Raw genomic sequence first — 26482 nt, forward strand, 5'->3', positions numbered from 1 at the left:
CCAGCGAAGCGAAGCAATCCACATTCTCACCGCGGAGACACTCTGGATTGCTTCGTCCCGAGAGCTCCTCGCAATGACGGGAGGATAGAGTCTTAGCCAAACCGGTACTTGTACCGGTCCACTGTCAGCGCACTCACATCAATGTCCGGCTTTTTGCCTGACAGCATGTCGGCGAGCACGCGGCCGGAGCCGCAGGACATGGTCCAGCCTAGCGTGCCATGGCCGGTGTTGAGGTGAAGGTTGGCGTATTGCGTCGGGCCGATCACGGGCGGGCCGTCCGGCGTCATCGGGCGCAGGCCGCTCCAGAACGTCGCCTTGGAGAGATCGCCGCCTCGCGGGAACAGATCGGTCAGCGAGTGATCGAGCGTGGCGCGCCGCGCACCATAGAGCTGGCTCGAGAAGCCGGAGATTTCGGCGGTGCCGCCGACGCGGATGCGATTGCCGAGGCGCGTGATGGCGACTTTATAGCTCTCGTCCATCACCGTCGATTCCGGCGCGCCGGAAGCGTCCTTGATCGGTACCGTGATCGAATAACCCTTCACGGGATAGACTGGCAGCGAAATATCGAGCGGCGCGACCAGCCGCGACGACCAGCTTCCGAGCGCGAGCACGTAAGCGTCTGCCTGCAACATCCCAGCGCTGGTCGCGACGCCGCTGACGCGCGCCCCGTCGGTGACGATGCGGTCGATGCCGGTATTGAACATGAAGCGCACGCCGAGCGCTTCGGCATGCTTGGCCAGTGCCTGCGTGAACATGTGACAATCGCCGGTCTCGTCCTGCGGCAAGCGTAGTCCGCCCGCGAACTTCTCCTTCACGCCCGCCAGCGCCGGCTCGGCCGCGATGCAGCCCTCACGGCTCAGCACCTCGAACGGCACGCCGTATTGCTTGAGCACGGCGATGTCCTCACCGGTGCCGTCGAGCTGGGCCTGGTAGCGAAACAGCTGCAGCGTGCCCTGTGAGCGCTCGTCATATTGAATGCCGATGTCGCGGCGCAGGTCGCGCAGGCAATCGCGGCTGTATTCCGCGATCGGAATCATCCGGCTCTTGTTGATCGCGTAGCGTTCGCTGGTGCAGTTGCGCAGCATCTTGAGCAGCCAGACCCACATCACGGGATCGAGCTTCGGCCGGATCACCAGCGGGCCGTGCTTCATCAGCAGCCATTTGACCGCCTTCACCGGGACGCCGGGACCGGCCCACGGCGAGGAATAGCCGGGCGACACTTCGCCGGCATTGGCAAAGGAGGTCTCGAGCGCCGGTTCGGGCTGACGGTCGACAACCGTCACCTCATGGCCGGCACGCGCGAGGTAGTAGGCAGAGGTGACACCGATGACACCGCTGCCGAGGATCAGAACTTTCACGCTTGGTCAAACTCCCGCGGCATCACGCTCGCCGCTGCAAGAGGAACTCGGCAACGGCGAGAGCAATTATCAGGCCACCCGCTTGATGGCATCGCCGAGGATCGACACGATATCGTCGATGTGGCTCTTCTCGACGATGAGCGGAGGCGACAGCGCAAAGCTATCGCCGCTCATGCGGAAGTACAGCCCGCGATTGAAGCAGTCGACCATGACGTCGTAGCCACGCACGCCGACGGTGCCGTCACGCGGCGACAGCTCGACCGCGCCCATCAGGCCGCAATTGCGGATATCGACGACGTTGGGCAGGCCCTTCAGCGAATGCAGCGCGTCGCGCCAGTATTCAGAGATCGAAGCACCGCGCGTCAGCAGGCCTTCATCCTTGTAGATGTCGAGCGTCGCGATGCCCGCGGCGCAGGCGACCGGGTGCGCCGAATAGGTGTAGCCGTGGAACAGCTCCATCGCGTTCTCCGGGCCGACCATCAGGCCGTCGTGAACCTTGCGGCTCGCAAACACGGCGCCGCAGGGAACGGTGCCGTTGGTGATGCCCTTGGCCGTCGTCATCATGTCAGGCGTGACGCCGAAGAAGTTGGCGGCGAACGGCGTGCCGAGGCGGCCGAAGCCGGTGATGACCTCGTCGAAGATCAGGAGAATACCGTGCTTATCGCAGATGTCGCGCAGGCGCTGGAGATAGCCCTTCGGCGGCGGCAACACCGCGGTCGATCCGGGCACTGGCTCGACGATGACGGCGGCGATGGTCTCGGCGCCATGCAGGGCCACCAACCGCTCGAGATCATCGGCGAGCTCGGCGCCATGCTCGGGCTGATCCTTGGCGAAGGCGTTGCGGGTGAGATCGTGGGTGTGACGGATGTGGTCGACGCCCGGCAGCAGGGTCGCGAAGGCGCGGCGGTTGGCGACCATGCCGCCGACCGAGGTGCCGCCGAAGCCGACGCCGTGATAGCCGCGCTCGCGGCCGATCAGACGGGTGCGGCTCGCCTGGCCGTTGGCGCGGTGATAGGCGAGCGCGATCTTCAGCGCGGTGTCGACCGACTCGGAGCCGGAATTGGTGAAGAAGATGCGATCGAGGCCCTTCGGCGCGATCTCGGCCAGACGCTCGGCGAAGTCGAATGCCAGCGGATGGCCCATCTGGAACGACGGTGCGAAATCCAGCGTCATCAGCTGGCGCTCGACGGCGGCGGCGATCTGCTTGCGGCCGTGGCCGGCATTGACGCACCAGAGGCCGGCGGAGGCGTCGATCACCTTGCGGCCGTCGACGGTGGTGTAGTGCATGCCCTCGGCCGAGGAGAACAGGCGCGGCGCCTTCTTGAATTGCCGGTTGGCCGTGAACGGCATCCAGAACGAGTCGGTCTTGATGGTGTTCGGAATCTGATGAAGGGTCACGGGCCACGCTCCTTTGCTGACCTGCTACCAGAGGCACGGCTTGAAAAGCGCAACAAGTCCTTTTCTGAGAGGCTGCAAGCCATTGATTTAACTGGGGCTGCCGGTCCATATTTGCGCGATCCGCAACACCTGCAACACGGGACAGGGACATGAGCGTCGATATCGGTGGACGGCTGCGATTCATCCGGGCGCGCCAGAAGCTGTCGCAGCGCGAACTCGCCAAGCGCGCCGGCGTCACCAATTCGACGATCTCGCTGATCGAATCCAACCAGATGAACCCGTCGGTCGGCGCCCTCAAGCGCATCCTCGACGGCATTCCGATGGGGCTCGCCGAATTCTTCGCGCTGGAGCCGGAGAGCCGGCGCAAGATATTTTACCGCGGCGAAGAGCTGACCGAGGTCGGCAAGAAGCCGATCTCCTATCGGCAGATCGGCGACAATCTGTTCGGTCGCAGCCTGCAGATTCTGAAGGAGCGCTACGAGCCCGGCAGCGACACCGGGCGCGTTCACCTCGTCCATGACGGCGAGGAAGGCGGCATCGTGATCTCGGGAAAGCTCGAAGTCACCGTCGAGGACGAGCGCCGCATCCTCAATCCGGGCGATGCCTATTACTTCGAGAGCCGGCGTCCGCATCGCTTCCGCTGCGTCGGCGGCAAGCCGTGCGAGGTGATCTCGGCCTGCACACCGCCGACATTTTGAAGTTATCCGCGATCCTACGGAGCCACCGGTATCTTACGGAGCTTGAGCCATCTCAATTTCCGCAGCCTGATCCTCTATATATTTCGAGCCATAGCCAAGCAGCCTCCGCTTTCCGGAGCCGCTTCGTAACAGGGCTCGCTATGAAGATCACGCTCGCAAATGCAGAGGCCGCACTCGATGAAGTGCAGCGCGACAACGACAAGCTCCATTCGGAGGAGCTGCGCAAGGCCATCGCGAACTACATCGAGTCGCAGCGAGAAGCGCTCAAGGCTCTTCGCAAGAAGCTGCACTAGCAGGCGGAGAGCGAGACGGCCTCGCCCGCCGCTGCTTAAAGGCTACGTCAGCAACTCCTCGATCCGGATCGGGAAACGGCGGACACGGACGCCCGTCGCATGCCACACCGCGTTGGCAACCGCGCCCGCACTGCCGGTGATGCCGATCTCGCCGACACCCTTGATACCGAGCGCGTTCACGTGCGGGTCGTGCTCATCGACCGTGATCACGTCGAGCGGCGGCACGTCGGCATTCACCGGGATATGGTACTCGCCGAGATTGGCGTTCATGATCCGGCCCGTGCGGCGGTCGGTGATGGCTTCCTCGTGCAACGCGAAGGACAGGCCCCAGATCATGCCACCGAACAGCTGGCTCTGCACCATACGCGGGTTGACGATGCGTCCCGCGGCGAAAGCGCCGACCATGCGGGTGACGCGGACCTGGCCGAGCTCGGGATCGACCTTCACCTCCGCGAACACCGCGCCATGGGCATGCATCGCATACTCCTCCATTGCCGCCGGATTCGGCGCGCCGGTGCCACGCGCCTCGACCTCGGCCACGCCTGCGCGCGCGAGAATCTCGGCGTAGCTTTCGCCGCGGCTCTCGTCGTCGCGCCGGATCAACCTGCCATCGCGCGCGATCACCCCGGCATTGCCGGCGCCAAACAGCGGCGAGCGCTCATCGTTGGTGGCGAGATCGGCGAGTTTTGCAATCACGGCGGCGCCTGCGCTGTGGATCGCGGCACCCGCGGTTGCCGTGTGTGCCGAGCCGCCGGCGATGCCGGCATCGGGCAGGTCGGATGAACCCGCCTTGAACTCGACGCGGTCGATATCAAGCCCCAGTTCGTCGGCCGCAATCTGCGCCAGCGCCGTCCAGGCGCCCTGCCCCATGTCATGCGCGCCGATTTCCATGGCGCCGGAGCCGTCGCGGCGAAGCACTGCGCGTGCCTCGGCCTGGAACATCAGCGCCGGGAACGTCGCGGTGCCCATGCCCCAGCCGACCAGAAGGCCATCGTCGTCGCGCATCTGCCGCGGCTGGAGCGATCGCTTCGCCCAGCCGAAGCGCGCCGCTCCCTGCTCGTAGCAGGCGCGCAATGCCTTGGACGAGAACGGCTTGCCGGTGATGGGCTCAACCTCGGCATAGTTCTTCAGACGAAAGGCGAGCGGATCGATGCCGCAAGCCCACGCCATCTCGTCGATCGCGCTCTCTAGCGCGATCGAGCCGGTGGCCTCGCCGGGCGCGCGCATGAACAACGGCGTGCCGGTGTTGACGCGCACGGCATCATGCGAGGTGCGGATCGCGGGCGCCGCATAGAGCGTGTGCGAGGCATCAGCCGCGGGTTCGTAGAAATCGTCGAACGTGCTCGACACGGTCCTCGCATGGTGATCGAGCGCGGTCAGGCGCCCCTCGCCATCTGTGCCGATGCGCAGCCGCTGCCGCGTCGGCGCGCGATGGCCGACCGGGCCGTACATCTGCTCACGGCGCAGCACCAGCTTGACCGGTTTGCCGACGAGCTTTGCCGCCATAATGCCGAGCACCGGAGGGCCGGCCATGAGCCCCTTCGAGCCGAACCCGCCGCCGAGGAACGGGCTGCGGATGTGGATCTTGTCGTGTGCGATGCCGAACAATTCGGCAACGCGCGCCAGCGACAGCATGAGACCCTGGGTCGGCATGTCGATGTGCAGACTGTCGCCGTTCCAGGCAGCCACGATCGCATGCGGCTCCATTGCGTTGTGATATTGCGGCGGCGTTTCGTAGATCGCGTCGATCCGCTTGTCGGCGGAGGCAAGCCCCGCCTCGACATCGCCGCGGTGATTTTCCGTGGGGTTGCCGACACCGACGACCGGCGGCACGAAGCTTTCACCCGCATCGAGGCCGATGAGCGCGGGCAGCGTCTCGTAGCGCGGCGCCAGCAGCGCCGCGCCTTCCGTCGCAGCCTCCAGCGTCTCGGCGATCACGACGGCGATCGGCTGGTTGGCGTAGCGGACCTCATTGCTCTGCAACACCTCCATCCGGAACACGAAGGGGTTGGTCTTGATCTCGGGATCGATCGCGAGCCCAGGCTTGTGGTCTGGCGTCATGACATCGACGACGCCGGGGTGGCGCTTGGCAGCGGCGACATCGAGCGAAGTCACGCGGCCGCGCGAAATGCTGGCGACGGCCATCACCGCAAACAGCATGCCGGGCGGATGATTGTCGGCGGCGTAGGTTGCCTGGCCCTTGACCTTGAGGACGCCGTCGCGGCGGGTCAGCGGCTGGCCGATGTTCGAGCCATGGCGCAGATGGGCGGGTGCGCTGGTGAGATTAAGCTCGGGCATGAATGGCTCCGGACGTCGAGGCAAAGGGAGAGGCCGGCAGCGCGGGGATGCGCACGGGCGTACCGGCGGCGGCGAGGCTCAGCGCGCGCACGACAATCCGGCGCGCGAGCTCGATCTTGAAGGCGTTGTCGCCCGACGGTCTTGCGTCGGCGAGCGCGCGCGAGGCGGCTTCCTGGAAAGCGTCCACCGTGGGCGCGACGTTCCTGAGCACGTCCTCTCCAGCGCGGGCGCGCCAGGGCTTTGCCGCGACGCCGCCGAGCGCAAGCCGCGCCTCCACGATCTTGTCGTTCTCGATCCGCAGCGCAGCCGCAGCCGAGACGACGGCAAACGCGTAGGACGTTCGATCGCGGACCTTAAGATAGCGCGCATGCGCGGCAAAGCCCCGCGCCGCAGGCGGCAGGCGCACCGCGACGATGAGATCACCCGGTTCGAGCGCCGATTCACGCTCGGGCGTATCGCCGGGCAGGCGATGCAATTCGTCGAGCGCGATCTCGCGCCGCCCGTTCCTGCCCTCAATCTCGACGATGGCGTCGAGCGCAACCAGCGGCACGCAGAAGTCGGACGGATGCGTGGCGATGCAGTTTTCGCTCCAGCCGAGCACGGCGTGGGTGCGGTTCTCGCCGTCGCGAGCGTCGCAGCCGCTGCCGGCCTCGCGCTTATTGCAGCGACTTGCGGTGTCGTAGAAATAGGCACAGCGCGTCCGTTGCAGTAGATTGCCGCCCGCGGTCGCGGCATTGCGCAGTTGCGCCGATGCGCCGGAGAGCAGCGCTTCGGCGACGGCCGGATAGGCCTTGGCAAAGTCTGCGTCATGCGCAAGATCGGCGTTGCTCACCAGTGCGCCGATGCGGATACCACCGTCGGCAAGGCGCTCGACCCGATCGAGTCCGTCGAGATGGGTAACGTCGACCAGACGATCCGGACGGCTGACGCCGCCCTTCATCAGATCGAGCAGATTGGTGCCGGCGGCGAGATAGACCGCGCCCGGCTGCGTCGCGGCCGCGACGGCTTCGGCGACCGTGGCCGGCCTGACGTAATCAAATTGCTTCATGCGGAGCGCCTCTGATTGGATTCGTCCATGCCGGCCTGCGCGTCGAGCACGGCATCGACGATACCGGCATAGGCGCCGCAGCGGCACAGATTGCCGCTCATGCATTCGCGAATGCGCTCGGGATCGTTGCCGGCCTGCGCCTCGCTCATCATGCCGATGGCGCTCATGATCTGGCCGGGCGTGCAGAAGCCGCACTGAAATCCGTCATGGGCGATGAAAGCGGCCTGCACGGGGTGAAGCTGGTCGCCGCGCGCCACGCCCTCGATGGTGAGAATGTCGGCGCCGTCATGACTGATGGCCAGCGCGAGACAGGAGTTGATGCGCTTGCCGTCGACGAGAATGGTGCAGGCGCCGCATTGGCCACGGTCGCATCCCTTCTTGGTTCCGGTCAGGTGGAGGCGCTCACGCAGGAGATCGAGCAGCGTGACGCGCGGATCGTCGAGGACGAAGTCGCGCCGCGCACCGTTCACGGTGAGGCTGATGGAGAGGTTCATACAAGGCTCCGATCAGGAATAGACATGAGTGATCGCGCAGCGCGCCACCGCCGTGGCCGCCGTCGATTCCGCGCCGCCCGAACATGATCCGAGCCAAACGTCTTCAGCGAAGATACGGAGGTAGCCTCCGCTTAACAAGGGCCGGCGGGAAATATTTGGAATTCGTCAAAAGCCCGTGCGCATCAACGCGATGCAGCCCCACAAGGGTTCAATCTAACCAATTCGTGATCTACATTGCCTGGATGGACGAGCACACCGACCAGACCCGCAAGCCCCGCGCCGATGCCGTGCGCAATCGCGAGCGCGTGCTCGAGGCGGCCAAGGCAGTGTTCAACGCGGGTGGTCCGGAGGCGAGCCTGGAGGCCGTCGCAAAACGCGCCGGCGTCGGCATCGGCACGCTCTATCGGCATTTCCCGACCCGCGAGGATTTGTTCGAGGCGGTGTACCGGCGCGAGGTCGAGCAGCTCAGCGAGCTCGCCGAGCAGTTGAAGAACGCCAGTGACCCGGTCGACGCGCTCAGGCGCTGGCTGCGCTCAGGAGTCGAATTCGTTGCCACCAAGAAGGGCATGGTCGCGGCCCTGGCACTCGCGGTGCAGAGCGGGTCGGAGTTGCATGCCTTTTCCTTTGAGCGCCTGACCAAGGCGATCGGCTCGCTGCTCGATCGCGCAGCCGCGGCCGGCGCGATGCGCGCGGACGTCAGTCCCGAGGACTTGCTGCGCGCGTTCTTTGGCATGTGCTACATGCACGACCAGCCCGGCTGGCAATCCTCGGTGCTGCGGATGCTCGACGTGTTCGTTGACGGTTTGCGGGTGCAGCCTGCCATGAAAGCCAAGGTCCGCGCGTCCGCCAAGCCTGCGAAGCCGGCTGCAAAGCGGAAGCGATAGCCCTCGAGATGTGCTAGGATCGGCGCCGCCGGGATTTCAACGCGGAGCTTGTCATGCGCATCGCCGCCTTGCTGGTCTTTCTCAGTGTCGCCTTCGGTCCCATCTCAGCGCGCGCCGACGATGTCGCGACGGCACAGAGTATCATCCGCGCCCAGGAGCAGGCATTCGGCCGTGACGACGCGCGCGGGGCCTATTCCTACGCCGCTCCTGCGATCCAGGAGATCTTCCCCGCGCCCGACATCTTCATGTCCATGGTGCAAAACGGCTACCCGCCGGTGTACCGGCACAAGAGCTTTGAATTTGGCGACAGCAAGAGCGAGGGCAGCCGGATTGCCCAGCACGTCCATATCATCGATGCCAATGGCGAGGCCTGGGAAGCGCTCTACACGCTCGAGCAGCAGGCAGACGGCAGCTACAAGATCACGGGTTGTTCGCTGCTGAAGGGGGGACAGGCAGTCTAGGTCGCAAAACCCGGACCGGTCCTGACTGCATTGATCCGCGAGCGGATCAGCAGCGTCAAGACGATGCCGATATTGAGCGCGTTCCACGCCACGCCGTTGGCGAACGCCGCGGCGTAGGAACCTGTCGCATCGAAGATGACGCCCGAGACCCAGCCGCCGAAGGACATGCCGAACACGGAGGCGAAGATCACGATGCCGACGCGGGTTGCGGCTTCGCTCGCCGGCATCGCCTCGCGCACGATGATGGCATAGCTCGGCACGATGCCGCCCTGGAACAGGCCGAACATCGCGGAGATCAAATAGAGCGAGGTCAGGCCGTCGAAGAACAGATAGAACACGAGTGCAAAGCCTTGCGCCACCGCACCGATCAGCAGTGTGGGGATGCCGCCGATCTTGTCGGCGAGGTAGCCGGAGCCGATCCGGCTGACGATGCCGCAGGCCATCATCAGCGACAGCATCTCGGCGCCGCGCGCCACGCCATATCCGAGATCGCCGCAATAGGCGACGATATGCACCTGCGGCATTGCCATGGCGACGCAGCAGGAAATGCTGGCGATCGAGAGCAGCACCGTCAGCGTGTTGGTCGAGAGCTTGAGGTCGACCCGCGGCGGCGCTGCATTGGCATGATCGTGAACCTTGTCGTCGCCCATCTGCGCGCGCAGGACCAGCACCAGGATGGTCATCAGGCTGACGCAGACGAGGCCGATGCCGATATGAGTGAAGCGCCAGCCGATCGTCTGCATGCCCGTGCTCACGAGCGGCGGCCACATCGTGCCGGCGACATAATTGCCGCTGGCGACGATCGTCACGGCCAGGCCGCGATAGCGCTCGAACCAGTGCGAGGCCTCCGCCATCAGCGGCGCAAAGGTCGCCGACGTGCCGAGCCCGATCAGGAAATACGCCGCCACGAACTGCCAGAGCTGGGTCGACAGACCCGCCAGCACATTGGCGACCCCGAGGAAGGCAATGCTGATCGCCATAGCCGCCACGATGCCGAAGCGGTCGGTGATCCTGCCGGCGATGACGCCGCCAAGCCCGAAACCGAACATCATCAGGGTGAAAGCCAGCGACACCGCGCCGCGCGTGGCGGAGAATTCGGCCTGCACCGCGGGAATCATGACGACGATCGCCCACATGCCGACGCCGCCGATCGAGCCGATCAGAAGCGCAATGACGAGGCGCATCCAGGCCTGACGCGAATCAGGGGTGAATGCTTCGGGTGTTTGTCCTGACTGATTTGGTGCGTGCACGGGCGGGACCATGGCCCGCGGATCACCACAGGGTCAACCATTGTGGCGCGATATTGGGCATGCACGGTGCACTGCGGTAAGATGGAGCTTGGCGAACGCGCGTTTTGTCATTATTTTGCAAATCAGCGCATGCAACACGGCGGCGCGGAGAGCATGTCGGCGGAATGTTGCTGCGATTGACACGATCGATGCGGATCAAGGTGGGGCGCTTCATTGCCTTCGCCTATCTGTTCTGCGTGATCGCGCCGGCCGCAAGCCTCGCCTGGGGTAGCGCTCCAGCACCGTGCCTCGACGACGCGCTTCTCGCCGACCGCGTGCCGGTGCATCACCAGATGCAGGCCGGCCACACGCATGACGGCGCCTCGCATGACCACGCCGGGCCGCATGCGCATCACCAGGGCGCCGCGCAGGACGCGCCCCCCACCCCTCATCATCACAGCGGCAAGGGTACGGCGGGACCGTGCTGCGCGATGATGTGCGTGAGCGCGCTGCCGGCCGACCTGCCCAGCGTCGCAAAGCCGCTTCAGCCGGTTTCCGCCTGCTCGCCCGAGATCGTGGCCAGCCTGCGCAGCGCGGCGCCGCCCCTGCACTACCGCCCTCCGATCGCCTGATCTGACGCGCGACGACCTCAGGCCGAGCGCGCATCCGCGCGCGCGCACCTGTGGTCTCCAGACAGATCAGGGATGACTCATGCTTACGCTTTCCGGGGCGAAGTCCGCCGCTGCATCCGCGGCGCGGGGACGACACTTTCGATTCAATTGGCCGCTGCTGGCCGCGACGGCCTTGGCGTTGTCCGGCTGCATGCCGGCAACGATACAAGTCGCTGGCGCTGATCCTGCCGATCCCGCGGCCAAGATCGCGCGCGCCGGCTATCGTTCGACGATTGCGCCCTACACCAGCCTGCGGCCCGCGACGCCGGCACCATGGCGCGAGCGCAACGAGAGCGTCGCGCCGCAGCTCAAGCAAGACCGGTAGGAGCGCGCCATGACACATCGTCTCGCGCTAAGCCTGCTCGGTCTCACCTCGCTTGGACTTGCAGGCTGCGCCGCCTTCTCGCCGGACAGCGGCATGAATGCCGTCTCGAAGCTGACGAGCCAGACCATCAACAAGGATGTCGCCTTCGTGCGAACGGCCGAGGGAGCCGGTGCGGTCGATGCGCGCGTTCGCCAACTGCTCTCGCGAACACTTAACCCCGAGACCGCGGTGCAGATCGCACTGCTCAACAACAAGGGGCTTCAGGCCGCCTATAATGAGCTGGCGCTGGCCGAGACCGATCTCGTCGAGCAGAGCCTGCCGCCCAACCCCGTGTTCTCGGTCTCGCGGATCTCGGGCAATGGCGCTAGCGAAATCGAGCGTCAAATTGTCGGCGACATCCTCGCGCTCGCCTCCCTGCCGTTCCGCTCGGAGATCGCCCGCGACCGTTTCCGCCAGGCGCAATTGCGAGCTAGCCTGGCGACGTTGCGGCTTGCCGCCGATGTCCGCCGCGCTTATTGGCGCGCCGTTGGCGGCAACGAGATGGTGGCATTGCTGACGGATGCGAAGGCGACGGCGGAATCGACCGCGCAGCTCGCGGTCAAGCTCGGCGAAACCGGCTCGATCAACAAGCTCGATCAGGCCCGTGAACAGGTGTTTTACGCCGAAACCACCGCCGACCTCGCCACCGCGCGGCAGACGGCGACGAGCGCGCGCGAAAAGCTGGCCCGGCTGATGGGACTGTGGGACGGCGGCCTCGACTTCCGCCTGCCCAGTCAGCTGCCGCCGCTGCCGCGCCGACCGCAGGCTTTGCCGTCGATCGAAGCCGACGCGGTCGCCCATCGCATCGACCTTCAGATCGCGCGGCTCGAGCTGAGCGCGCTCGCAAAGTCGCTGAACCTCACCGAGGCGACGCGCTTCGTGACCCTGCTCGATCTTGCCGGCATCTCCCGCCGGACCCGGGATCCGGAAGGCGCGCCGTTCCGCGAGCGCGGCTTCGACGTGCAGTTTCAGATCCCGATGTTCGACGGCGGAGAAGTGCGGGTGCGGCAGGCGGCGGAGACCTACAATTTCGCCTTCAACCGGCTGACCGAACGCGCCGTGAATGTACGCTCCGAGGCGCGCGATGCTTATCGGGTCTATCGCTCCGGCTACGACATCGCCAGCCACTATCAGCGCGAGATCATCCCCTTGCGAAAAATCATCACCGAGGAGATGCAGCTCCGCTTCTCCAGCATGCAGGTCGATATCTTCGCGCTGCTCACCGAGGCGCGGCAGCGGCTCGCGTCGCTGCGCGGTGCAATCGATGCCAGGCAAAGATTTTTCCTTGCCCAATCCGACTTGCAGACCGCCGTCAATGGCGGCGGCGCGCCTGCTGACGGCGACAATTCAACCACTCTCGCCGCGGCAGCGCCTGCCGATGGCGGTCACTGACATGGAGGCCAACATGTTTTCCCGCCGAGGATTTTTGGGTAGCGCCGCGCTCGCCGGCGCATCCGTCGTCAGCGGCCGCGCCCAGGCCGCCTCGATTCCGGAAGCCCCGCACATGGACAAGGTCGTGATGCAGCCGCCGCTGCACCCCGTCAGCGGGCCGGACTATCGACCCGTCGTCACGCTGAACGGCTGGTCGCTGCCGTTCCGGATGAACGGCGACTGGAAGGAATTCCATCTCGTTGCCGAGCCCGTGGTGCGCGAATTCGCCGAGGGCATGAAGGTGAATTTGTGGGGCTATAACGGCCAGTCACCGGGCCCGACGATCGAGGCCGTCGAGGGCGACAAGGTCCGCATCTTCGTGACCAACAGGCTGCCCGAATACACCACCGTGCACTGGCACGGCATGATCATTCCCAGCGGCATGGACGGTGTCGGCGGACTTACCCAGCCGCACATCCAGCCGGGAAAAACCTTCGTCTACGAGTTCGAGATGAGGAAGAGCGGGACCTTCATGTACCATCCGCATTCGGACGAGATGGTGCAGATGGCGATGGGCATGATGGGCATGGTCGTCGTGCATCCGCGCGACCCGAGCTTTCGGGCCGTGGACCGCGACTTCGTCTTCGTCATGAGCACCTATCGCGTCGATCCCGGCACTTATCTGCCGAAGGTCAACGAGATGACCGACTTCAACATGTGGACCTGGAATGCGCGGGTGTTTCCCGGCATCGATCCGCTGCCGGTCAGGCTCGGCGACAAGGTGCGCGTGCGCATCGGCAATCTCAGCATGACCAACCATCCGATCCATTTGCACGGCCACAGCTTTGCGGTGACCTGCACCGACGGCGGCTGGATTCCGGAGAGCGCGCAATATCCGGAGACGACGACGGACGTACCGGTCGGCGCTGTCAGGGTGTTCGACGTGCTCGCCGACAACCCCGGCGACTGGGCGTTCCACTGCCACAAGTCGCATCACACCATGAATGCGATGGGACACGACATGCGCAATATGATCGGGGTGTCTCGCAAGGATCTCGCCAAGGCCGTCGGCAAGCTCGCGCCTGACGGCATGGCGATGGGCTCGACCGGCATGGCGATGGGCAACATGGAGATGCCCGCGCCCGACAACACGCTGCCGATGATGACCGGCACCGGTCAGTTCGGCCCGATCGAGATGGGCGGCATGTTCACGGTGATGAAGATCCGCGAAGGCCTCGCGCGGGACGATTATCGCGATCCCGGCCCCTACCAATTCCCGCAGGGCACCGCCGCCTACGAGGTCACGCCGCCGGCCCCGGAGCCCGTGCGGCAACAACCAGGCGGACCGCCGATGAAGAACATGAAGATGTGAGCGTTTCGATGAACCACCACCAACTGGAGCTACCAATGAAGACGACGATCAAGCTCGGTCTCGCGCTGGCCGCGCTTTCCACCGCGCCGGCCTTGGCCCACGACCAGCACGGGCACGGCACCTTTTCGGCCGGCGAGCCCGGCGATCCCAAAAAGCCCGCGCGCACCATCGAGATCCTGCTGAACGAGATGGACTATGCCCCCGCCAGGATCGAGGTCAAACGCGGCGAGCAGATTCGCTTCGTGCTGCGCAATGTCGGTAAGGAGGACCATGAATTCCTGCTCGCCACCACAAAGGAGAATCTCGCGCATGCGGTGGAGATGAAGAAGCACCCGCACATGGAGCATGACGATCCCAACGGGGTCAGGCTCGCGCCGAGCAAGACAGCCGAGATCCTCTGGAAGTTCAGCAAGGCCGGCACGTTCGAATTTTCCTGCCTGATTCCCGACCACCGCGACTACGGCATGGTCGGCCACGTCACCGTGAAGTAACGCAAGGGAGGCTCCCATGAACCGCATCATCCGTATCGCCGCCGCGCTGGCGCTGGCCGTCGGCCTTGCCACAGGTGCCCTGGCAGCCCAGGGCGCCGCGATCAGCGGCGAGGTCAAGAAGATCGACGAGGGCGCCGGCAAGATCACGCTCAAGCACGGGCCCGCGAAGAACCTCGGCATGGATGAACCCATGACCATGATCTACCGCGTCAAGGACCCGGCCGTGCTCAAGCAGGTGAAGGTCGGCGACAAGGTGACTTTCGAAGCCGAAGAGGCGACTTCGGGCTATACGGTGACCCGGATGGAGAAGGCGAAGTAGGGCCACTTCCTCCGTCCGCCGATATCGGCCCCAGACGCTTCCACAAGTCATGGCCGGGCTCGTCCCGGCCATCCACGCCTTCGGCGGGACAAGCCGGGCATGACGACTGCTTGCCTGCCAGATGGCCGAAATACCCCGGTCAGCCCCCATGCCGCACCCTTTATTAACCCTTTGCTAACCATACACCCGGCAAGAATTGCCCAGTGGAGTCGAGTGTCGTCAGCCGCGTAGAACGGGAGCTCCCGTGGACGCCAGTGCGGTGCCTCACTTTCGGAACGGCGGCCCCTCGGCCGCCGCGCAGACATTTGGGGCGCGCGGACGGCAGTCGCGCGGAGGGGCAGCTACCATGGTCGACGTCACCGCAGGACAGGGCGTAGGCAGCACGAACGCCGGTTTCCCGACCCTTGCCGAAGTCGGCAACATCCTCAAGCGCGGCGATATCGCGCTCGCGCTCGGCGTTCTCACCATCCTGGTGGTGCTGATCCTTCCGCTGCCTGCGATCGTGCTGGACCTGTTCCTGGCGATTTCGATCACACTCTCGATCCTGATCCTGATGACGTCGCTGTTCATCCAGGCGCCGCTGGAATTCTCCGCTTTTCCGACCGTTCTGCTGATCTCGACCATGCTGCGGCTGTCGCTCAACATGGCCTCGACCCGCCTGATCCTGTCGCACGGGCACGAGGGCACGGATGCCGCCGGTCACGTCATCGAAGCCTTCGGCAGCTTCGTGATGGGCGGCAATTTCGTCATCGGCATCATCGTCTTCGCCATCCTGATCATCGTCAACTTCGTCGTCATCACCAAGGGTTCGGGCCGTATCGCCGAAGTCGCGGCACGCTTCCACCTCGACGCCATGCCCGGCAAGCAGATGGCGATCGACGCCGACCTCTCCGCCGGCCTGATCGACGAGACGGTCGCCAAGCAGCGGCGCAAGGATTTGGAGGACGAGAGCGGCTTCTTCGGCGCCATGGACGGTGCCTCCAAATTCGTCCGCGGCGATGCCATCGCCGGCCTCCTGATCGTCTTCATCAACGTCGTCGGCGGCATGATCATCGGCGTGGCGCAGCAGGGTCTGTCCTTTGCCGATGCCGGCCGCAGCTACACGCTGCTGACCGTCGGTGACGGCCTCGTCACCCAGGTGCCGGCGCTGATCGTTTCGACCGCGGCCGGCCTGCTCGTCTCCAAGGCCGGCGTGTCCGGCGCCGCCGACAAGGCGTTGATGAAGCAGTTCTCCGGATATCCGCAGGCGCTCGCGATGTCCGCGGCGGTCATGCTGGTGCTGGCGGCCCTGCCGGGCATCCCGACCCTTCCCTTCCTGGCGCTCGGCTCCGGCGCCGGTGCGCTCGCCTGGCACGCCCGCAACCGCAACCGGGCGACTGCCAGGGCTGAGGAAGTCGCGAAGACCGCACCTGCGCCGGGAACGCCGGGCGCAGCCGGCTCCGCTGCGGCGGAGGAGCCGATCTCCGCGGCGTTGAAGATCGACGATCTCAAGATCGAGCTCGGCTATGCCCTGCTGCCGCTGGTCAACGGCCCCGACGGCACCGATCGCCTCACCGAGCAGATCAAGGCGCTGCGCCGCTCGCTCGCGATCGAGATGGGTTTTGTGATGCCCGCCGTGCGCATCCTCGACAACGTCCAGCTCGAAGCCAACACCTACATCATCAAGATCAAGGAGGTCGACGCCGGCACCGGCAAGATCTGGCCGAACCAGTTCATGGTCATGGACCCCGGCGGCAGCCAGGTGCAGGTGCCCGGCATCCACACCACCGAGCCGACCTTCGGCCTGCCCGCGACCTGGGTCGATGCCAGCCTCAAGGAGGAGGCCTCGCTCAAGGGCTATACCGTCGTCGACGCCGCGACCGTGCTCTCGACCCACCTCACCGAGCTGCTCAAGGCCAACATGTCGGACCTGCTCTCCTATGGCGAGGTGCAGAAGCTGCTCAAGGAGCTGCCGAAGGAGCAGGGCGAGCTGGTCAAGGACATCGTGCCCGGACAGGTCACCGTCTCCGGCATCCAGCGCGTGCTGCAGCTGCTGCTCGCCGAGCGCATCTCGATCCGCGACCTCTCGACCATCCTCGAAGGCATCGCCGACTCGCTCGCCTTCTCGCGCAATCCGGCCACCATGGTCGAGCACGTCCGCGCCCGCCTGGCGCGGCAGATCTGTGCGCAGAACACCTCTTACAGCGGCTACCTGCCGCTGATCGCGCTGTCGGCCCGTTGGGAACAAGCCTTCGCCGAATCCATTATCGGCCAGGGCGAGGAGCGCAGCCTCGCGATGCAGCCCTCGAAGCTGTCGGAGTTCATGACCGGCGTGCGCGACGCCTTCGAGCGCGCGGCGCGTGAAGGCGAGGCCCCGGTGCTGGTCACCTCTGCGGCAATTCGTCCCTTCGTGCGTTCCCTGGTCGAGCGGTTCCGGGCCCAGACGACCGTGCTGTCGCAGGCTGAAATCCACCCGAGGGCGAGGTTGAAAACGGTCGGAAGCATCTGATTTGCCTTAAGAAGCCGTGTGTTTTTTGGCCACAGGCAAATGGTTTTTCAGGTTTTGGCGCCTTGCCGATCGACGGCGGGCAAGGCGCTTGGCAGACACATTACAGCTTTGAAATAATTGCTAAATTGCACGATCAAGGGTCGTTTCTGATCGCGGCTTCTCACGTCCTGTCACGCCCTTGTGATCGCCTCTTGGGAACGAATCCCCCCAGTACTAGGTTGTTGGGCACCGGAAGCATGAACCTGCCCAAGCACGCAGGCGACTACTTCGGGTAGATGGCGGCAGGAGCCTTCCATGAACCACTCGATTTACAGCGCAGATCGCTCGACCCACCTCAAGATCGTGGTTGTCGCGCTCGTTGCCGGCATCACGGTGGCGGGTCTCGGGATCACCGCGCGTACGAGTTCAGATGAAGGCCTGACCCAGACCGCTCGCGTCATGAAGGCGGGCAAGCCGATCGCTATCACCAGCTCGAACGTTTCCCTCGTTCGCTAAGGAGATTTGAGTTTCAGGAATTCACGCGGCTCTTTATCAGCCCCCCAAAGTCGCCACGTGGATATGTAGACGACCCCAACCCCAAGTCGACTACAGAAAGCGCCCGCCCCCCACGGGCGCTTTCTCATGTCTGGGGTTTGTCGTCACCGTGAGCGCACGCGCGTGCAGCTGCGTCATTGCGAGGAGCTCTTGCGACGAAGCAATCCAGAATCCCTCCGCAGAGACATTCTGGATTGCTTCGTTACGCTCGCAATGACGATGGAAAACGTACCGCCGTCATCCCGCAACAGGCACGGATACTACCGCGCCCCATACGTCGGCGGCGGCGCCTGCACGGTTGGGACTGCCGCAGCGAATAGCTCGTCCTTGCTGCCCGACAACGGCGGATAGATGCGCTTGCGGTTGATCGTCTGCTTGGTTGCCTTCGCGGCCGCGCCGGTGGCGCGGACTTCGCGGTCCCACCCTTCCGTATAGAGTGCGCCCCAGCCGCCGAGATCGAGCACGGTCACGTACCAGTCTATCCGCAGCGGCAGCATCGGCAGGCCCGCGAGATCGGCGACCACATTGTGGCCGGCGAAGCGGCCCATCGGACGCGCGAACTGGCAGGACATCACGGTCGGATGCAAGCCGTCGACCACGCTCGAGGCGACGTCGCCGGCCGCGAACACGCCGCCGGCATCCGCAACCCGCATCATGGGATCGACCAGAAGACGCCCGAGGCGATCGCGTGCGTCCGGAAAGCTTGCGGCCAAGGGGCTCGCGCGCATCCCGGCACACCAGATCACCGTCCGCGTCGGAATGAACTCGCCCGAGCTCAGACGCAGTCCGGCGGCCTCGACGGAGACGACGCGCACGCCGAGCCGCGTCTCGACGTCAAGCGAGGCCAACGCCGTCGCGATGACGGGACGCGCATGCGCGCCGATCGTGGCGCCCACCGCCGGATTGGGATCGACCAGGATGATGCGGCGGCTGCCGGTGATGCCGGCGCGCGCCAGCCTGTCGGGCATCTCGGCCGCGACCTCGATACCGGTGAAGCCGGCGCCGACCACGACGATCGTCGAGCGCCCCAGCGCGGGCACGCTGCGTCCAAGCGAGGTGAGATGATCCTCGAGGTGGAGCGCCGCTGCATAAGTGTCGACGTCGAAAGCATGCTCGGCAAGGCCGGGAATGTCGGGACGCATCACTTCGCTACCGAGCGCCAGCACCAGCCGGTCATAAGCCAGCGTCTCGTCGCCGCCTCCCGTGACCAGAGAAATCTCCCGCCGTGCCGGATCGATGGCTTCGACCTCGCCGACCCCGTGACTGACGCCGATCGGATCAAGCAGCTGCGGCAGCGGAAGCGCGACCTCGCTGAGATCGGCCTCGTAATTGCGGACGCGGATGTTGTGGTAGGGATTGCGATCGATGACACGGATCTCGATGTCACGGCCGGCCGCACCGATCTCCTCGCGCTTGCGTGCGGCACCGATGGCCGCCCACAGACCTGCAAACCCGGCGCCGAGCACGACGATACGCGCCATGTCCGTTGACTGCATTTCCCAAAAGAGCGACGACGAAACGACGAACGATCAAGCTGTCTGACCGCGCAGACAAATATAGCTCATCCTGCCGGATGGACCAACTGCGGTGGTACCGGCGCGCCGCACAAATTCTCGGTCGGCTCAGGCCTCGCGCAGTTCCGACGGCGTCGCGGCAAAGCGCTTGCGGAAGGCGCGGTTGAAATAGGACAGATCGGAGAAGCCAGACGAGTGCGCGATGTCGCTGATCTTGCGGGTCCTGGCGCGGGGATCGCTGAGCAGCTTGCGCGCCTGCAGCAGGCGCTGTTCCAGCACGAATTCGGTGAAGGTCGTTCCGGCCTGCTCGAACAGGCGCTGTGCCTGACGCGGGCTCAGGCCGGAGCGCGTAGCAATCTCGGACAGGCAGAGATCGTTGCGGCCAAGCGCAGCCATCACGTCGGCGCGCATGAGATCGAGACGGGCCGCCGCATGACCTCGCCCGCGCGCGAGACTTGCATGTTCGGCGTCGGTGCCGAGCAGCAGGCCGACGAGATCGACCATGTGCTGCGCGGTGAGGCGCTGGCCGACGGCATCGAGATGCGGCGCATGATGGGCGGCAAGGGAGTGGTAGCGCAAGATCGTCTCGGCGAGCGCGCCGTCCGAGAGCACTTGCGACAGCTTGTCCTCGGCGCGCGGATTGATCTCGAGCAGCGCGCGGCGCGGCATGCGGATGGTGGTGAAGCGATCTTCCTCGGTGTGGCCGACGGTGCCGGTGATGCCCATGTCGACGAGCACCATTTGCGCGGGCGCAAGCTCCACGGCATGGCCGTTCTGCCCGACGCGGACGAGGCCCGCATGCGCGGCGATCAGGACGAGATCGTCGCTACCGTCGGCAAGGTGGCTCTGGGTACGTGAATATTGTGCGGAGGCGCCTTCGGGAATGGCGAGCGCGATATTGTCGACCACGCTGACCTGGAGCCGGCAATCGATGCTGTCGCCCCGGCTCGGCCCAATATCCAGGCCACAGGCCCCGAAAATCCGCTCGCGCCAATGTTCGAAGGCCGGACCGTGTGGCAGCCCCGCATATTGGTGAATGAAGATGCCCGACGTTTTCGCTGCATCCATCTGATTTCTCGCCCCTCTCCGGCACCATGATTGGGGGGCGCCGACTGCAAATTCCGGGCATTTGACGCCGCGAAACGCGGAGAGGTTCAAATCGGGGGCGGATTCGGCGGAATTTGTCGGAAGACGACGGCGGGACGGACCGTGGCGACAGAACCGATCAGGCATTGCCACCACATGTTGAAGCGTCCAATGCCCCCCGGGTCGTCCTGGACAAGCGAGCAGAGCGAGCGCCGATCCAGGACCCATTACCTCGGGGATTGAGTGGTTGCTCACCCGTGTTGCCATCGCTCACTCTTGCAACAAGCTCTTGGGGCAATGGGTCCTGGCTTTCGCCAGGACGACAATAGAAACCTACTTCTTCGCGGGCGCCTGTGGCTGTGACGATGGCACGGTTTCGATCAGCTTGCCGGAAAACACCGGCGCCGAGGTCGGCTGGCCGTTGGGCGAACCACCCGCCTGCTCGAGCGTGACGGCGTAGGTCGCGCCGTTGACAACGTCGGCATCGTACGAGCCGAGCACCGGTCGTGCGGTGAAATCGCCGGCGCCGATCACGCCGAGCGAACGCGGACGCGGCAGCTTGTCGGAGATCAGCCAGAGCTCGAAACTCTTGCCGGGCTCCGGTGTCGCGCCCACTTTACGCACCGTAAAGTTCTTGGTCGCGCCGTCGATGGTGAGGATGAAGGCGGGACCTCCGCCCTGGCCCTGCAACAGGGCGACATATTGCGACGACGCCGGGAGCGGCGCCGGTGTCTTCACCTCGACGGTCTGGATGCGCGGTGCCGGTCGCAAGCCGCCCGGCAGCGCGTCGGGCAGGAAGATCTGAAGCGACAGCGTCACGAGCAGCGCGGCCGCGAGCGCGCCGACGGCGGATGCGATGGTGCGCCAGCGCTTCACGCGGCCCTCGAGCCGGATCACGTTGCTGTTGTCGGCAACCGGCGGCGGTGGCGCACGCGCGACCTCCGGGTCCGGCGCGTGGACCTGCGGCATGAATAGCGGCACGACGTCGGGAATCGCATCGGTCTCAAGTCGCGCCGGGGCAGGCTGCTCCGCTTCGGGAGGCGGCGGCGGTTGCTGCATATTCTCCGACGGCACCTGCGGAGGCACGGTGTCGGGCGAGGAATATTCCGGCACAGGTGGCGGCGGCGCTGCGTCCGGCAGTGCTGGCGGATCCTGCGCAAAGCCTGTCCGCGCGAGCTCGGACCTGATGTTCTCCCACACGATCGGCCGCGGCTCGATCGAGCCGACCATCTGGTTGAGGACGCCGAGCCGGAATGCCCACGCCTGCACGACATCGGCGAACGCCTTGTCCACCGCCATCATGGTCTCGACCTGCGCGCGCTCGCCGGCGTCGAGCGTGCCGAGCGCATATTCCGCGGCGAGCGCGATATGGTCCTCCGTATAGGCCATCACTTGCGGTCCAGACCCACCCTCACCGTATGAGCTCCCGTAGCCCGAATCTCATAGCCCGAGACATTCGCGAATATCCATCATGCTGCGCCGAAGCCACGTCTTCACCGTGTTGACGGGCGCCGCGAATTTCTCCGCCAATTGCTCGCGGCTCCAGCCGTTGTAATAGGCGAGAAGCACGAGCCTCTGACGGTCCGGCTCGAGCCGGCCGATACATTCCAGCAGCCGCTTCAATTCCTCGGTCATCTCCCTCCGCGCCAGCGGATCGGGGCTGTCGCTTGCGACTTCCATCGCCTGGGGCTCTTCCTCGATGGAGACTTCCGTCTTCTTGCGCACGATGTCGATGGCGCGGTTGCGCGCGATCGACGCCATCCATGTGATCGGCGACGCGAGAGCGGGATTGAACTGGCCGGCGCTGTTCCAGATCTTGACGTAGGTCTCCTGAATGACCTCCTCTGCGAGATCCTGTCGGCGCAAGATACGGAGCACGACGCCATAGAGTTTCGCGCGCGTGGCGACGTAGAGGCGCTCGAACGCGGCCTGATCGCCCTGCGCCATCGCCCCAATCAGCCCGACCAGCTCTGCTGGCGTCAGCATTCAGCCCCCCAATGCGCGGCCCGTCGCATTCCGCGCAGGCGCTGGCACTCCGCCACCATAGCGCGCGAAAAAGCCGACCACCAAGGGGGCGCGGCGCCACACTGTGGACAGGGCATGCGAAAACCCGGACCTTGGGGTCCGGGTTCTGCAAATTCTCGCAGGTCTGGCGGCTAGCGTCTCAGGCGACGGCGCCCATGCGGGCACGCATCAGGCCGATGCTGTCGAGATCGGCCTGCTCGCGGGCGTTTTCCTCGGCGCGTTCGCGGGCCTGATCGCGCTCGTCAAGGAGCTCGACCTTCTTCAGCTCCTCGAAGGCTTCGGCCAGCGCAGCCTTGGCTTCGTCGAGCTGGCCCTTCAGCTCGTCGGCCGAGCGGGTCAGGTTCTCGCGACGCTGGATGGCAGCCTTGGCGTAGGTCGGATAGGCGAAGTGCGAGGGATCGTTGATCCCGGCGCGCTCCTGCTCGGTCGAGATCTCGCGTTCAAGATCGGTCGACATCCGCTGGAAGTCGGCGATCATGGTCTCGATCTGGGTGACCCGGCGGCGCTTCTCGTCGACCTGAAATTTCTTCAGGCGGATGAGTGTATCACGTGACTTCATCGACTCGTACTCCCCAGAAGTCCCTTGGCTGCACGTGGGACAACACCGGTCTCCCCACAGGCCCGACGGGGGCCAAGACCGGCTCTACTACTCTGTGGGATGGGATGATGACGGGACAAAGTTAGCGTTCCGTTTCCAAATCACCAAGGATTTGCGCCAACTGGCGGTAGCCGTCCGCCAGCGATGCATTTTCATCCTTGCGCTGGCGCAGGAAGGCCTCCAGCGGCTCGTGCAGGCGGATCGCCTCGTCGACCTCGGGGCTGGAGCCGGCGCGGTAGGCGCCCAGACGGATCAATTCTTCCATGTCGGCATAGGTCGCCATCACCGCCCGCGCCTTCTGGATGGTCGGCCAGAACTGCGGGTCGGCCGATTTCGGCATGGTGCGGGAGATGGATTTGAGGATGTTGATGGCGGGGTAGCGGCCGCGCTCGGCGATCGAGCGCTGCATCACGATGTGTCCGTCGAGGATGCCGCGGACGGCATCCGCAATCGGCTCGTTATGGTCATCGCCATCGACCAGCACCGTGAAGATCGCGGTGATGGCGCCCTCCCCGAGGCCCGGACCGGCGCGCTCCAGAAGCTTCGGCAGCTCGGTGAACACGGTCGGCGTGTAGCCCTTGGCGGTCGGCGGCTCGCCAGCGGACAGGCCGATCTCGCGCTGGGCCATGGCAAAGCGCGTCACCGAATCCATCAGGCAGAGGACGTCCTGCTCCTCGTCGCGAAAATACTCGGCGACCGCAAGCGTCAGATAGGCGGCCTGGCGGCGCATCAGCGCCGGCTCGTCGGAGGTCGCGACCACGACCACGGAACGGGCCAGGCCCTCCTCGCCAAGGTCGTCCTGCAAGAATTCCTGCACCTCGCGGCCGCGTTCGCCGATCAGCCCGATGACGCTGACGGCGGCATCGACGTTGCGCGCAAGCATCGACAGCAGCACCGACTTGCCGACGCCGGAGCCTGCGAAGATGCCCATGCGCTGGCCGCGGCAACAGGTCAGAAAGGTGTTCATCGCGCGCACGCCGAGATCGAGCGGCGCGCCGACGCGCTTGCGCGAGTGCGCCGGCGGCGGCGAATTGCGGTACGGCATCGGCGCCGGGCCCTGCGGCAGCGGCCCCTTGCCGTCGATCGGCTCCCCCAGCGCATTGACGACGCGGCCGAGCCAGGCCGCGCAAGGCCGCACCTGATTTGCGGCATTGGCGATGACGGCCTTGCAGCCGCGCCGTACGCCGTCCAGACCGGCGAACGGCATCACGACGGCGTTGTTGCCGGAGAAGCCGATCACCTCGCAGGGGATGGAACGGTTGCCGCCGGTCTCGATCACGAGCCGCGCGCCGACCGACATCGCATGGATCGGACCGGCGACCTCGACCATCAGGCCGCGCACGCCGACCACACGGCCATAAATATTGATGCCGTCAATGTCGCCGATCTGTTCGGCAAGAGCCTTCACAAGAGGGCCTTCATGAGGTGATCGCCTTCATAATCCGGGGTTTCGTGGCGAGAACCTTAAGTTTCGCCATATTTCTGAACGGCGCTTAACTTCGTGTTTACCCGCATCGTTAATCATTGCGTCACTGTCTTTGTGACTGAGCGTGGCTCCCCTTCAGAAGAAGGCTGAGTCGCGGGAGTCGGTTAGGCCCGTCTCTTAAAGTGGAACTTGAACGCAACCGGATAACGAAAGCTGCTTCGCACACAAGACCTTAGGGCGATTCGACGAAAATTGCATCTACAGGGCTTGCGTTCCAGAATCAGAATTTGTTAACCATCTGTTGTCAGGATCCGAATCAGTTGTTCAAAGGCGTTTTGTTGTGTGCCGCGAATGCGGCCGACCTGACGCCCAGGAGCGGCGACTATGGGGAACTGGCATGCGCGTTTTGCTGATTGAAGATGACAGCGCCGTCGCGCAGTCGATCGAGCTGATGTTGAAGTCTGAGAGCTTCAACGTCTACACGACCGATTTGGGGGAAGAAGGCGTCGATCTCGGTAAATTATACGATTACGACATTATCCTTCTCGACCTCAACCTGCCCGACATGTCCGGCTACGACGTGCTCAAGCAGCTTCGGGTCTCCAAGATCAAGACACCCATTCTGATCCTCTCCGGCCTCGCCGGCATCGAGGACAAGGTCAAGGGTCTCGGCGTCGGCGCCGACGACTACATGACCAAGCCCTTCCACAAGGACGAGCTGGTTGCCCGCATCCACGCGATCGTGCGCCGCTCCAAGGGCCATGCCCAGTCGGTGATCCAGACCGGCGACCTCGTCGTCAACCTCGACACCAAGACCGTGGAAGTCGGCGGTCAGCGCGTGCATCTGACCGGCAAGGAATACCAGATGCTGGAGCTGCTCTCGCTCCGCAAGGGCACGACCCTCACCAAGGAAATGTTCCTCAACCACCTCTATGGCGGCATGGACGAGCCCGAGCTGAAGATCATCGACGTCTTCATCTGCAAGCTCCGCAAGAAGCTCGCCAATGCCTCCGAAGGCCGCAACTTCATCGAGACCGTGTGGGGCCGCGGCTACGTGCTGCGCGAGCCGCACGAGGTCGAAGAGCGCATCCCCGCCTGATCCTGGGTTTTACCCGCGAGCCCTTCGGGGCTTGCTCCTCCCAGCCTGGACCCCGCCGCAAATGGCGGGGTTTTGTTTTTTGGGGACGCGAACGGGGCCTCATCGTCCTTGCGCCGTTGAACCGCTATCCTTCCCCCGCCGACGAATGGTCGCTGCACGATGGGGGAACGATGATCCTGCAATCACTGGCCGGCCTGCCCGCCTTCCTGGTCTATTTCTGCACCGGGCTGATCGCGATCGTGGCGTACCTGTTCGTCTACACCCGCATCACGACGCATAACGAATTCCAGCTGATCCGCGACAACGATCCGGCTGCGGCGATCGCACTCGGCCTCAGCCTGCTCGGCTTCGTGGCGCCGCTTGTCAGCGCGATCGCGCATTCGGCCAATGTGCTGGACTGCCTGATCTGGGCGATGATCGCGCTGATCGTCCAGATCGTCGTGTTCTTCCTGGTGAGAGTGCCGGTGCCGAACCTGTCGGCGCGGATTGCCGCCGGCGAACTTGCAGCTGCCATCTGGCTCGGGCTGTCCTCGCTCGCCGCAGGCCTGCTCAACGCCGCCTGCATGATCTACTGACATGACCGACAAGCGCTCCAAAAAGGAGTTCGGCAAGCGCCGGCCGGCGGCCGGACCGCCGCCTGCACAACAGCCGGTGAAGCGCTCCGGCCATGTCGCGCTGCTGGTGATGGGCACGATCGCGGTCGGCACCACCGCCTACACACTGATGCCGCGGCAGAATTGCGAGCCCTCCCCTGCCGGCATGGACCCGGCGGTGCAAGCGAGCACCTCGTGCAGCAGCAGCCGCAGCTCCTCCAGCGGCGGCGGCAGTTCGTCGCGATCGAGTTTCTTCAGCAGCGACTCCTCGAGCCATTCCTCGTCCGGAACGTCGTCCGATTCAGGCTCCGGCGGCGTGAGCCGCGGCGGCTTCGGCTCGTTTGGCCATGGCTTCTCCGGCGGCGGCTGA

Annotated in this window: 27 protein-coding genes; 15 read left to right on the forward strand and 12 right to left on the reverse strand. The window is 65.1% G+C overall.

Annotated elements, in window-relative coordinates; all coding sequences use genetic code 11:
* Positions 1-92: 92 nt before the first annotated feature.
* Positions 93-1358 carry a D-amino acid dehydrogenase gene (locus RX329_RS35355; RefSeq protein WP_085350328.1) on the reverse strand — a complete coding sequence of 422 codons (1266 nt, stop codon included), beginning with the start codon at positions 1356-1358 and terminating at the stop codon, positions 93-95.
* A 69-nt stretch (positions 1359-1427) separates the two neighbouring features.
* On the reverse strand, positions 1428-2756 hold the full coding sequence (locus RX329_RS35360; RefSeq protein WP_085350327.1) for an aspartate aminotransferase family protein: 1329 nt from the start codon (positions 2754-2756) through the stop codon (positions 1428-1430).
* 149 nt (positions 2757-2905) lie between these two features.
* On the opposite strand from RX329_RS35360, the gene RX329_RS35365 reads away from it, so the two are divergent.
* The gene (locus RX329_RS35365) at positions 2906-3454 is read left to right on the forward strand and encodes a cupin domain-containing protein (protein WP_007600574.1); all 549 of its coding nucleotides are present in this window, start codon (positions 2906-2908) and stop codon (positions 3452-3454) included.
* Between the two features lie 140 nt (positions 3455-3594).
* Entirely contained in the window at positions 3595-3747 is a 153-nt protein-coding gene (locus tag RX329_RS35370; protein WP_018455699.1) for a hypothetical protein, read from the forward strand.
* A 42-nt stretch (positions 3748-3789) separates the two neighbouring features.
* On the opposite strand, the gene RX329_RS35375 is transcribed toward RX329_RS35370, so the two are convergent.
* The 3 genes from RX329_RS35375 to RX329_RS35385 are packed head-to-tail and all read right to left on the reverse strand — an operon-like array spanning position 3790 to position 7587.
* Positions 3790-6045 (reverse strand): xanthine dehydrogenase family protein molybdopterin-binding subunit, encoded by a 2256-nt coding sequence (locus RX329_RS35375; protein ID WP_085357880.1) that lies wholly within the window; start codon positions 6043-6045, stop codon positions 3790-3792.
* On the reverse strand, positions 6032-7093 hold the full coding sequence (locus tag RX329_RS35380; protein ID WP_085357878.1) for an FAD binding domain-containing protein: 1062 nt from the start codon (positions 7091-7093) through the stop codon (positions 6032-6034). Before RX329_RS35380 ends, RX329_RS35375 begins: the two co-directional genes overlap by 14 nt.
* Positions 7090-7587: a (2Fe-2S)-binding protein gene (locus RX329_RS35385; protein ID WP_085357876.1), complete on the reverse strand. Its 498-nt coding sequence runs from the start codon at positions 7585-7587 to the stop codon at positions 7090-7092. Before RX329_RS35385 ends, RX329_RS35380 begins: the two co-directional genes overlap by 4 nt.
* A 242-nt stretch (positions 7588-7829) precedes the next feature.
* On the opposite strand from RX329_RS35385, the gene RX329_RS35390 reads away from it, so the two are divergent.
* Positions 7830-8471, forward strand: coding sequence for a TetR/AcrR family transcriptional regulator (locus RX329_RS35390; RefSeq protein ID WP_026233005.1), 642 nt, complete (start codon positions 7830-7832; stop codon positions 8469-8471).
* Positions 8472-8524: 53 nt separating this feature from the next.
* On the forward strand, positions 8525-8932 hold the full coding sequence (locus tag RX329_RS35395; RefSeq protein WP_085357872.1) for a DUF4864 domain-containing protein: 408 nt from the start codon (positions 8525-8527) through the stop codon (positions 8930-8932).
* Here RX329_RS35395 and RX329_RS35400 read toward each other — a convergent pair.
* Positions 8929-10194: an MFS transporter gene (locus RX329_RS35400; RefSeq protein ID WP_026233006.1), complete on the reverse strand. Its 1266-nt coding sequence runs from the start codon at positions 10192-10194 to the stop codon at positions 8929-8931. The genes RX329_RS35395 and RX329_RS35400 overlap by 4 nt on opposite strands.
* A gap of 152 nt (positions 10195-10346) precedes the next feature.
* Between RX329_RS35400 and RX329_RS35405 the strand changes: the two genes are divergently transcribed.
* From RX329_RS35405 to RX329_RS35440, 8 genes are all read left to right on the forward strand, one after another.
* A complete protein-coding gene (locus RX329_RS35405; protein ID WP_085383678.1) occupies positions 10347-10793 on the forward strand; it encodes a hypothetical protein in 447 nt (148 codons plus the stop codon).
* A 79-nt stretch (positions 10794-10872) separates the two neighbouring features.
* Positions 10873-11157 carry a hypothetical protein gene (locus RX329_RS35410; RefSeq protein WP_018455708.1) on the forward strand — a complete coding sequence of 95 codons (285 nt, stop codon included), beginning with the start codon at positions 10873-10875 and terminating at the stop codon, positions 11155-11157.
* Positions 11158-11166: 9 nt separating this feature from the next.
* Entirely contained in the window at positions 11167-12588 is a 1422-nt protein-coding gene (locus RX329_RS35415) for a TolC family protein (RefSeq protein ID WP_085357868.1), read from the forward strand.
* A gap of 13 nt (positions 12589-12601) precedes the next feature.
* On the forward strand, positions 12602-13939 hold the full coding sequence (locus tag RX329_RS35420; protein WP_317245057.1) for a copper oxidase: 1338 nt from the start codon (positions 12602-12604) through the stop codon (positions 13937-13939).
* Between the two features lie 35 nt (positions 13940-13974).
* On the forward strand, positions 13975-14430 hold the full coding sequence (locus RX329_RS35425) for a cupredoxin domain-containing protein (RefSeq protein ID WP_085383679.1): 456 nt from the start codon (positions 13975-13977) through the stop codon (positions 14428-14430).
* A gap of 16 nt (positions 14431-14446) precedes the next feature.
* Positions 14447-14749, forward strand: a complete 303-nt coding sequence (locus RX329_RS35430; RefSeq protein ID WP_085357864.1) for a copper-binding protein — start codon at positions 14447-14449, stop codon at positions 14747-14749.
* Between the two features lie 346 nt (positions 14750-15095).
* On the forward strand, positions 15096-17237 hold the full coding sequence (flhA, locus tag RX329_RS35435) for a flagellar biosynthesis protein FlhA (RefSeq protein ID WP_085383680.1): 2142 nt from the start codon (positions 15096-15098) through the stop codon (positions 17235-17237).
* A 294-nt stretch (positions 17238-17531) separates the two neighbouring features.
* Positions 17532-17732 carry a hypothetical protein gene (locus tag RX329_RS35440; RefSeq protein WP_018455714.1) on the forward strand — a complete coding sequence of 67 codons (201 nt, stop codon included), beginning with the start codon at positions 17532-17534 and terminating at the stop codon, positions 17730-17732.
* Positions 17733-18031: 299 nt separating this feature from the next.
* Here the strand turns inward: RX329_RS35440 and RX329_RS35445 are convergent, their stop codons facing one another.
* From RX329_RS35445 to fliI, 6 genes are all read right to left on the reverse strand, one after another.
* Positions 18032-19252: an NAD(P)/FAD-dependent oxidoreductase gene (locus RX329_RS35445; protein ID WP_085357862.1), complete on the reverse strand. Its 1221-nt coding sequence runs from the start codon at positions 19250-19252 to the stop codon at positions 18032-18034.
* Between the two features lie 141 nt (positions 19253-19393).
* On the reverse strand, positions 19394-20353 hold the full coding sequence (locus tag RX329_RS35450) for a helix-turn-helix transcriptional regulator (RefSeq protein ID WP_085357861.1): 960 nt from the start codon (positions 20351-20353) through the stop codon (positions 19394-19396).
* Positions 20354-20704: 351 nt separating this feature from the next.
* Positions 20705-21760 (reverse strand): anti-sigma factor domain-containing protein, encoded by a 1056-nt coding sequence (locus RX329_RS35455; RefSeq protein WP_085357859.1) that lies wholly within the window; start codon positions 21758-21760, stop codon positions 20705-20707.
* A gap of 51 nt (positions 21761-21811) precedes the next feature.
* Positions 21812-22357, reverse strand: coding sequence for a sigma-70 family RNA polymerase sigma factor (locus tag RX329_RS35460; protein ID WP_018455718.1), 546 nt, complete (start codon positions 22355-22357; stop codon positions 21812-21814).
* A gap of 178 nt (positions 22358-22535) precedes the next feature.
* A complete protein-coding gene (fliJ, locus tag RX329_RS35465) occupies positions 22536-22955 on the reverse strand; it encodes a flagellar export protein FliJ (RefSeq protein WP_007606301.1) in 420 nt (139 codons plus the stop codon).
* 121 nt (positions 22956-23076) lie between these two features.
* Complete coding sequence (gene fliI, locus RX329_RS35470; RefSeq protein WP_018455719.1) at positions 23077-24402, reverse strand: flagellar protein export ATPase FliI; 1326 nt, start codon at positions 24400-24402, stop codon at positions 23077-23079.
* Between the two features lie 415 nt (positions 24403-24817).
* On the opposite strand from fliI, the gene ctrA reads away from it, so the two are divergent.
* The 3 genes from ctrA (at position 24818) to RX329_RS35485 (ending at position 26482) form a co-directional block, all read left to right on the forward strand.
* Complete coding sequence (gene ctrA / locus RX329_RS35475; RefSeq protein ID WP_007600544.1) at positions 24818-25519, forward strand: response regulator transcription factor CtrA; 702 nt, start codon at positions 24818-24820, stop codon at positions 25517-25519.
* A 170-nt stretch (positions 25520-25689) separates the two neighbouring features.
* Positions 25690-26094: a DUF350 domain-containing protein gene (locus tag RX329_RS35480; RefSeq protein WP_018455720.1), complete on the forward strand. Its 405-nt coding sequence runs from the start codon at positions 25690-25692 to the stop codon at positions 26092-26094.
* A 1-nt stretch (position 26095) separates the two neighbouring features.
* Positions 26096-26482: a hypothetical protein gene (locus RX329_RS35485; RefSeq protein WP_018455721.1), complete on the forward strand. Its 387-nt coding sequence runs from the start codon at positions 26096-26098 to the stop codon at positions 26480-26482.

The organism is Bradyrhizobium sp. BWC-3-1 (genome assembly GCF_032917965.1).
Classification (GTDB): Bacteria; Pseudomonadota; Alphaproteobacteria; order Rhizobiales; family Xanthobacteraceae; genus Bradyrhizobium; species Bradyrhizobium canariense_D.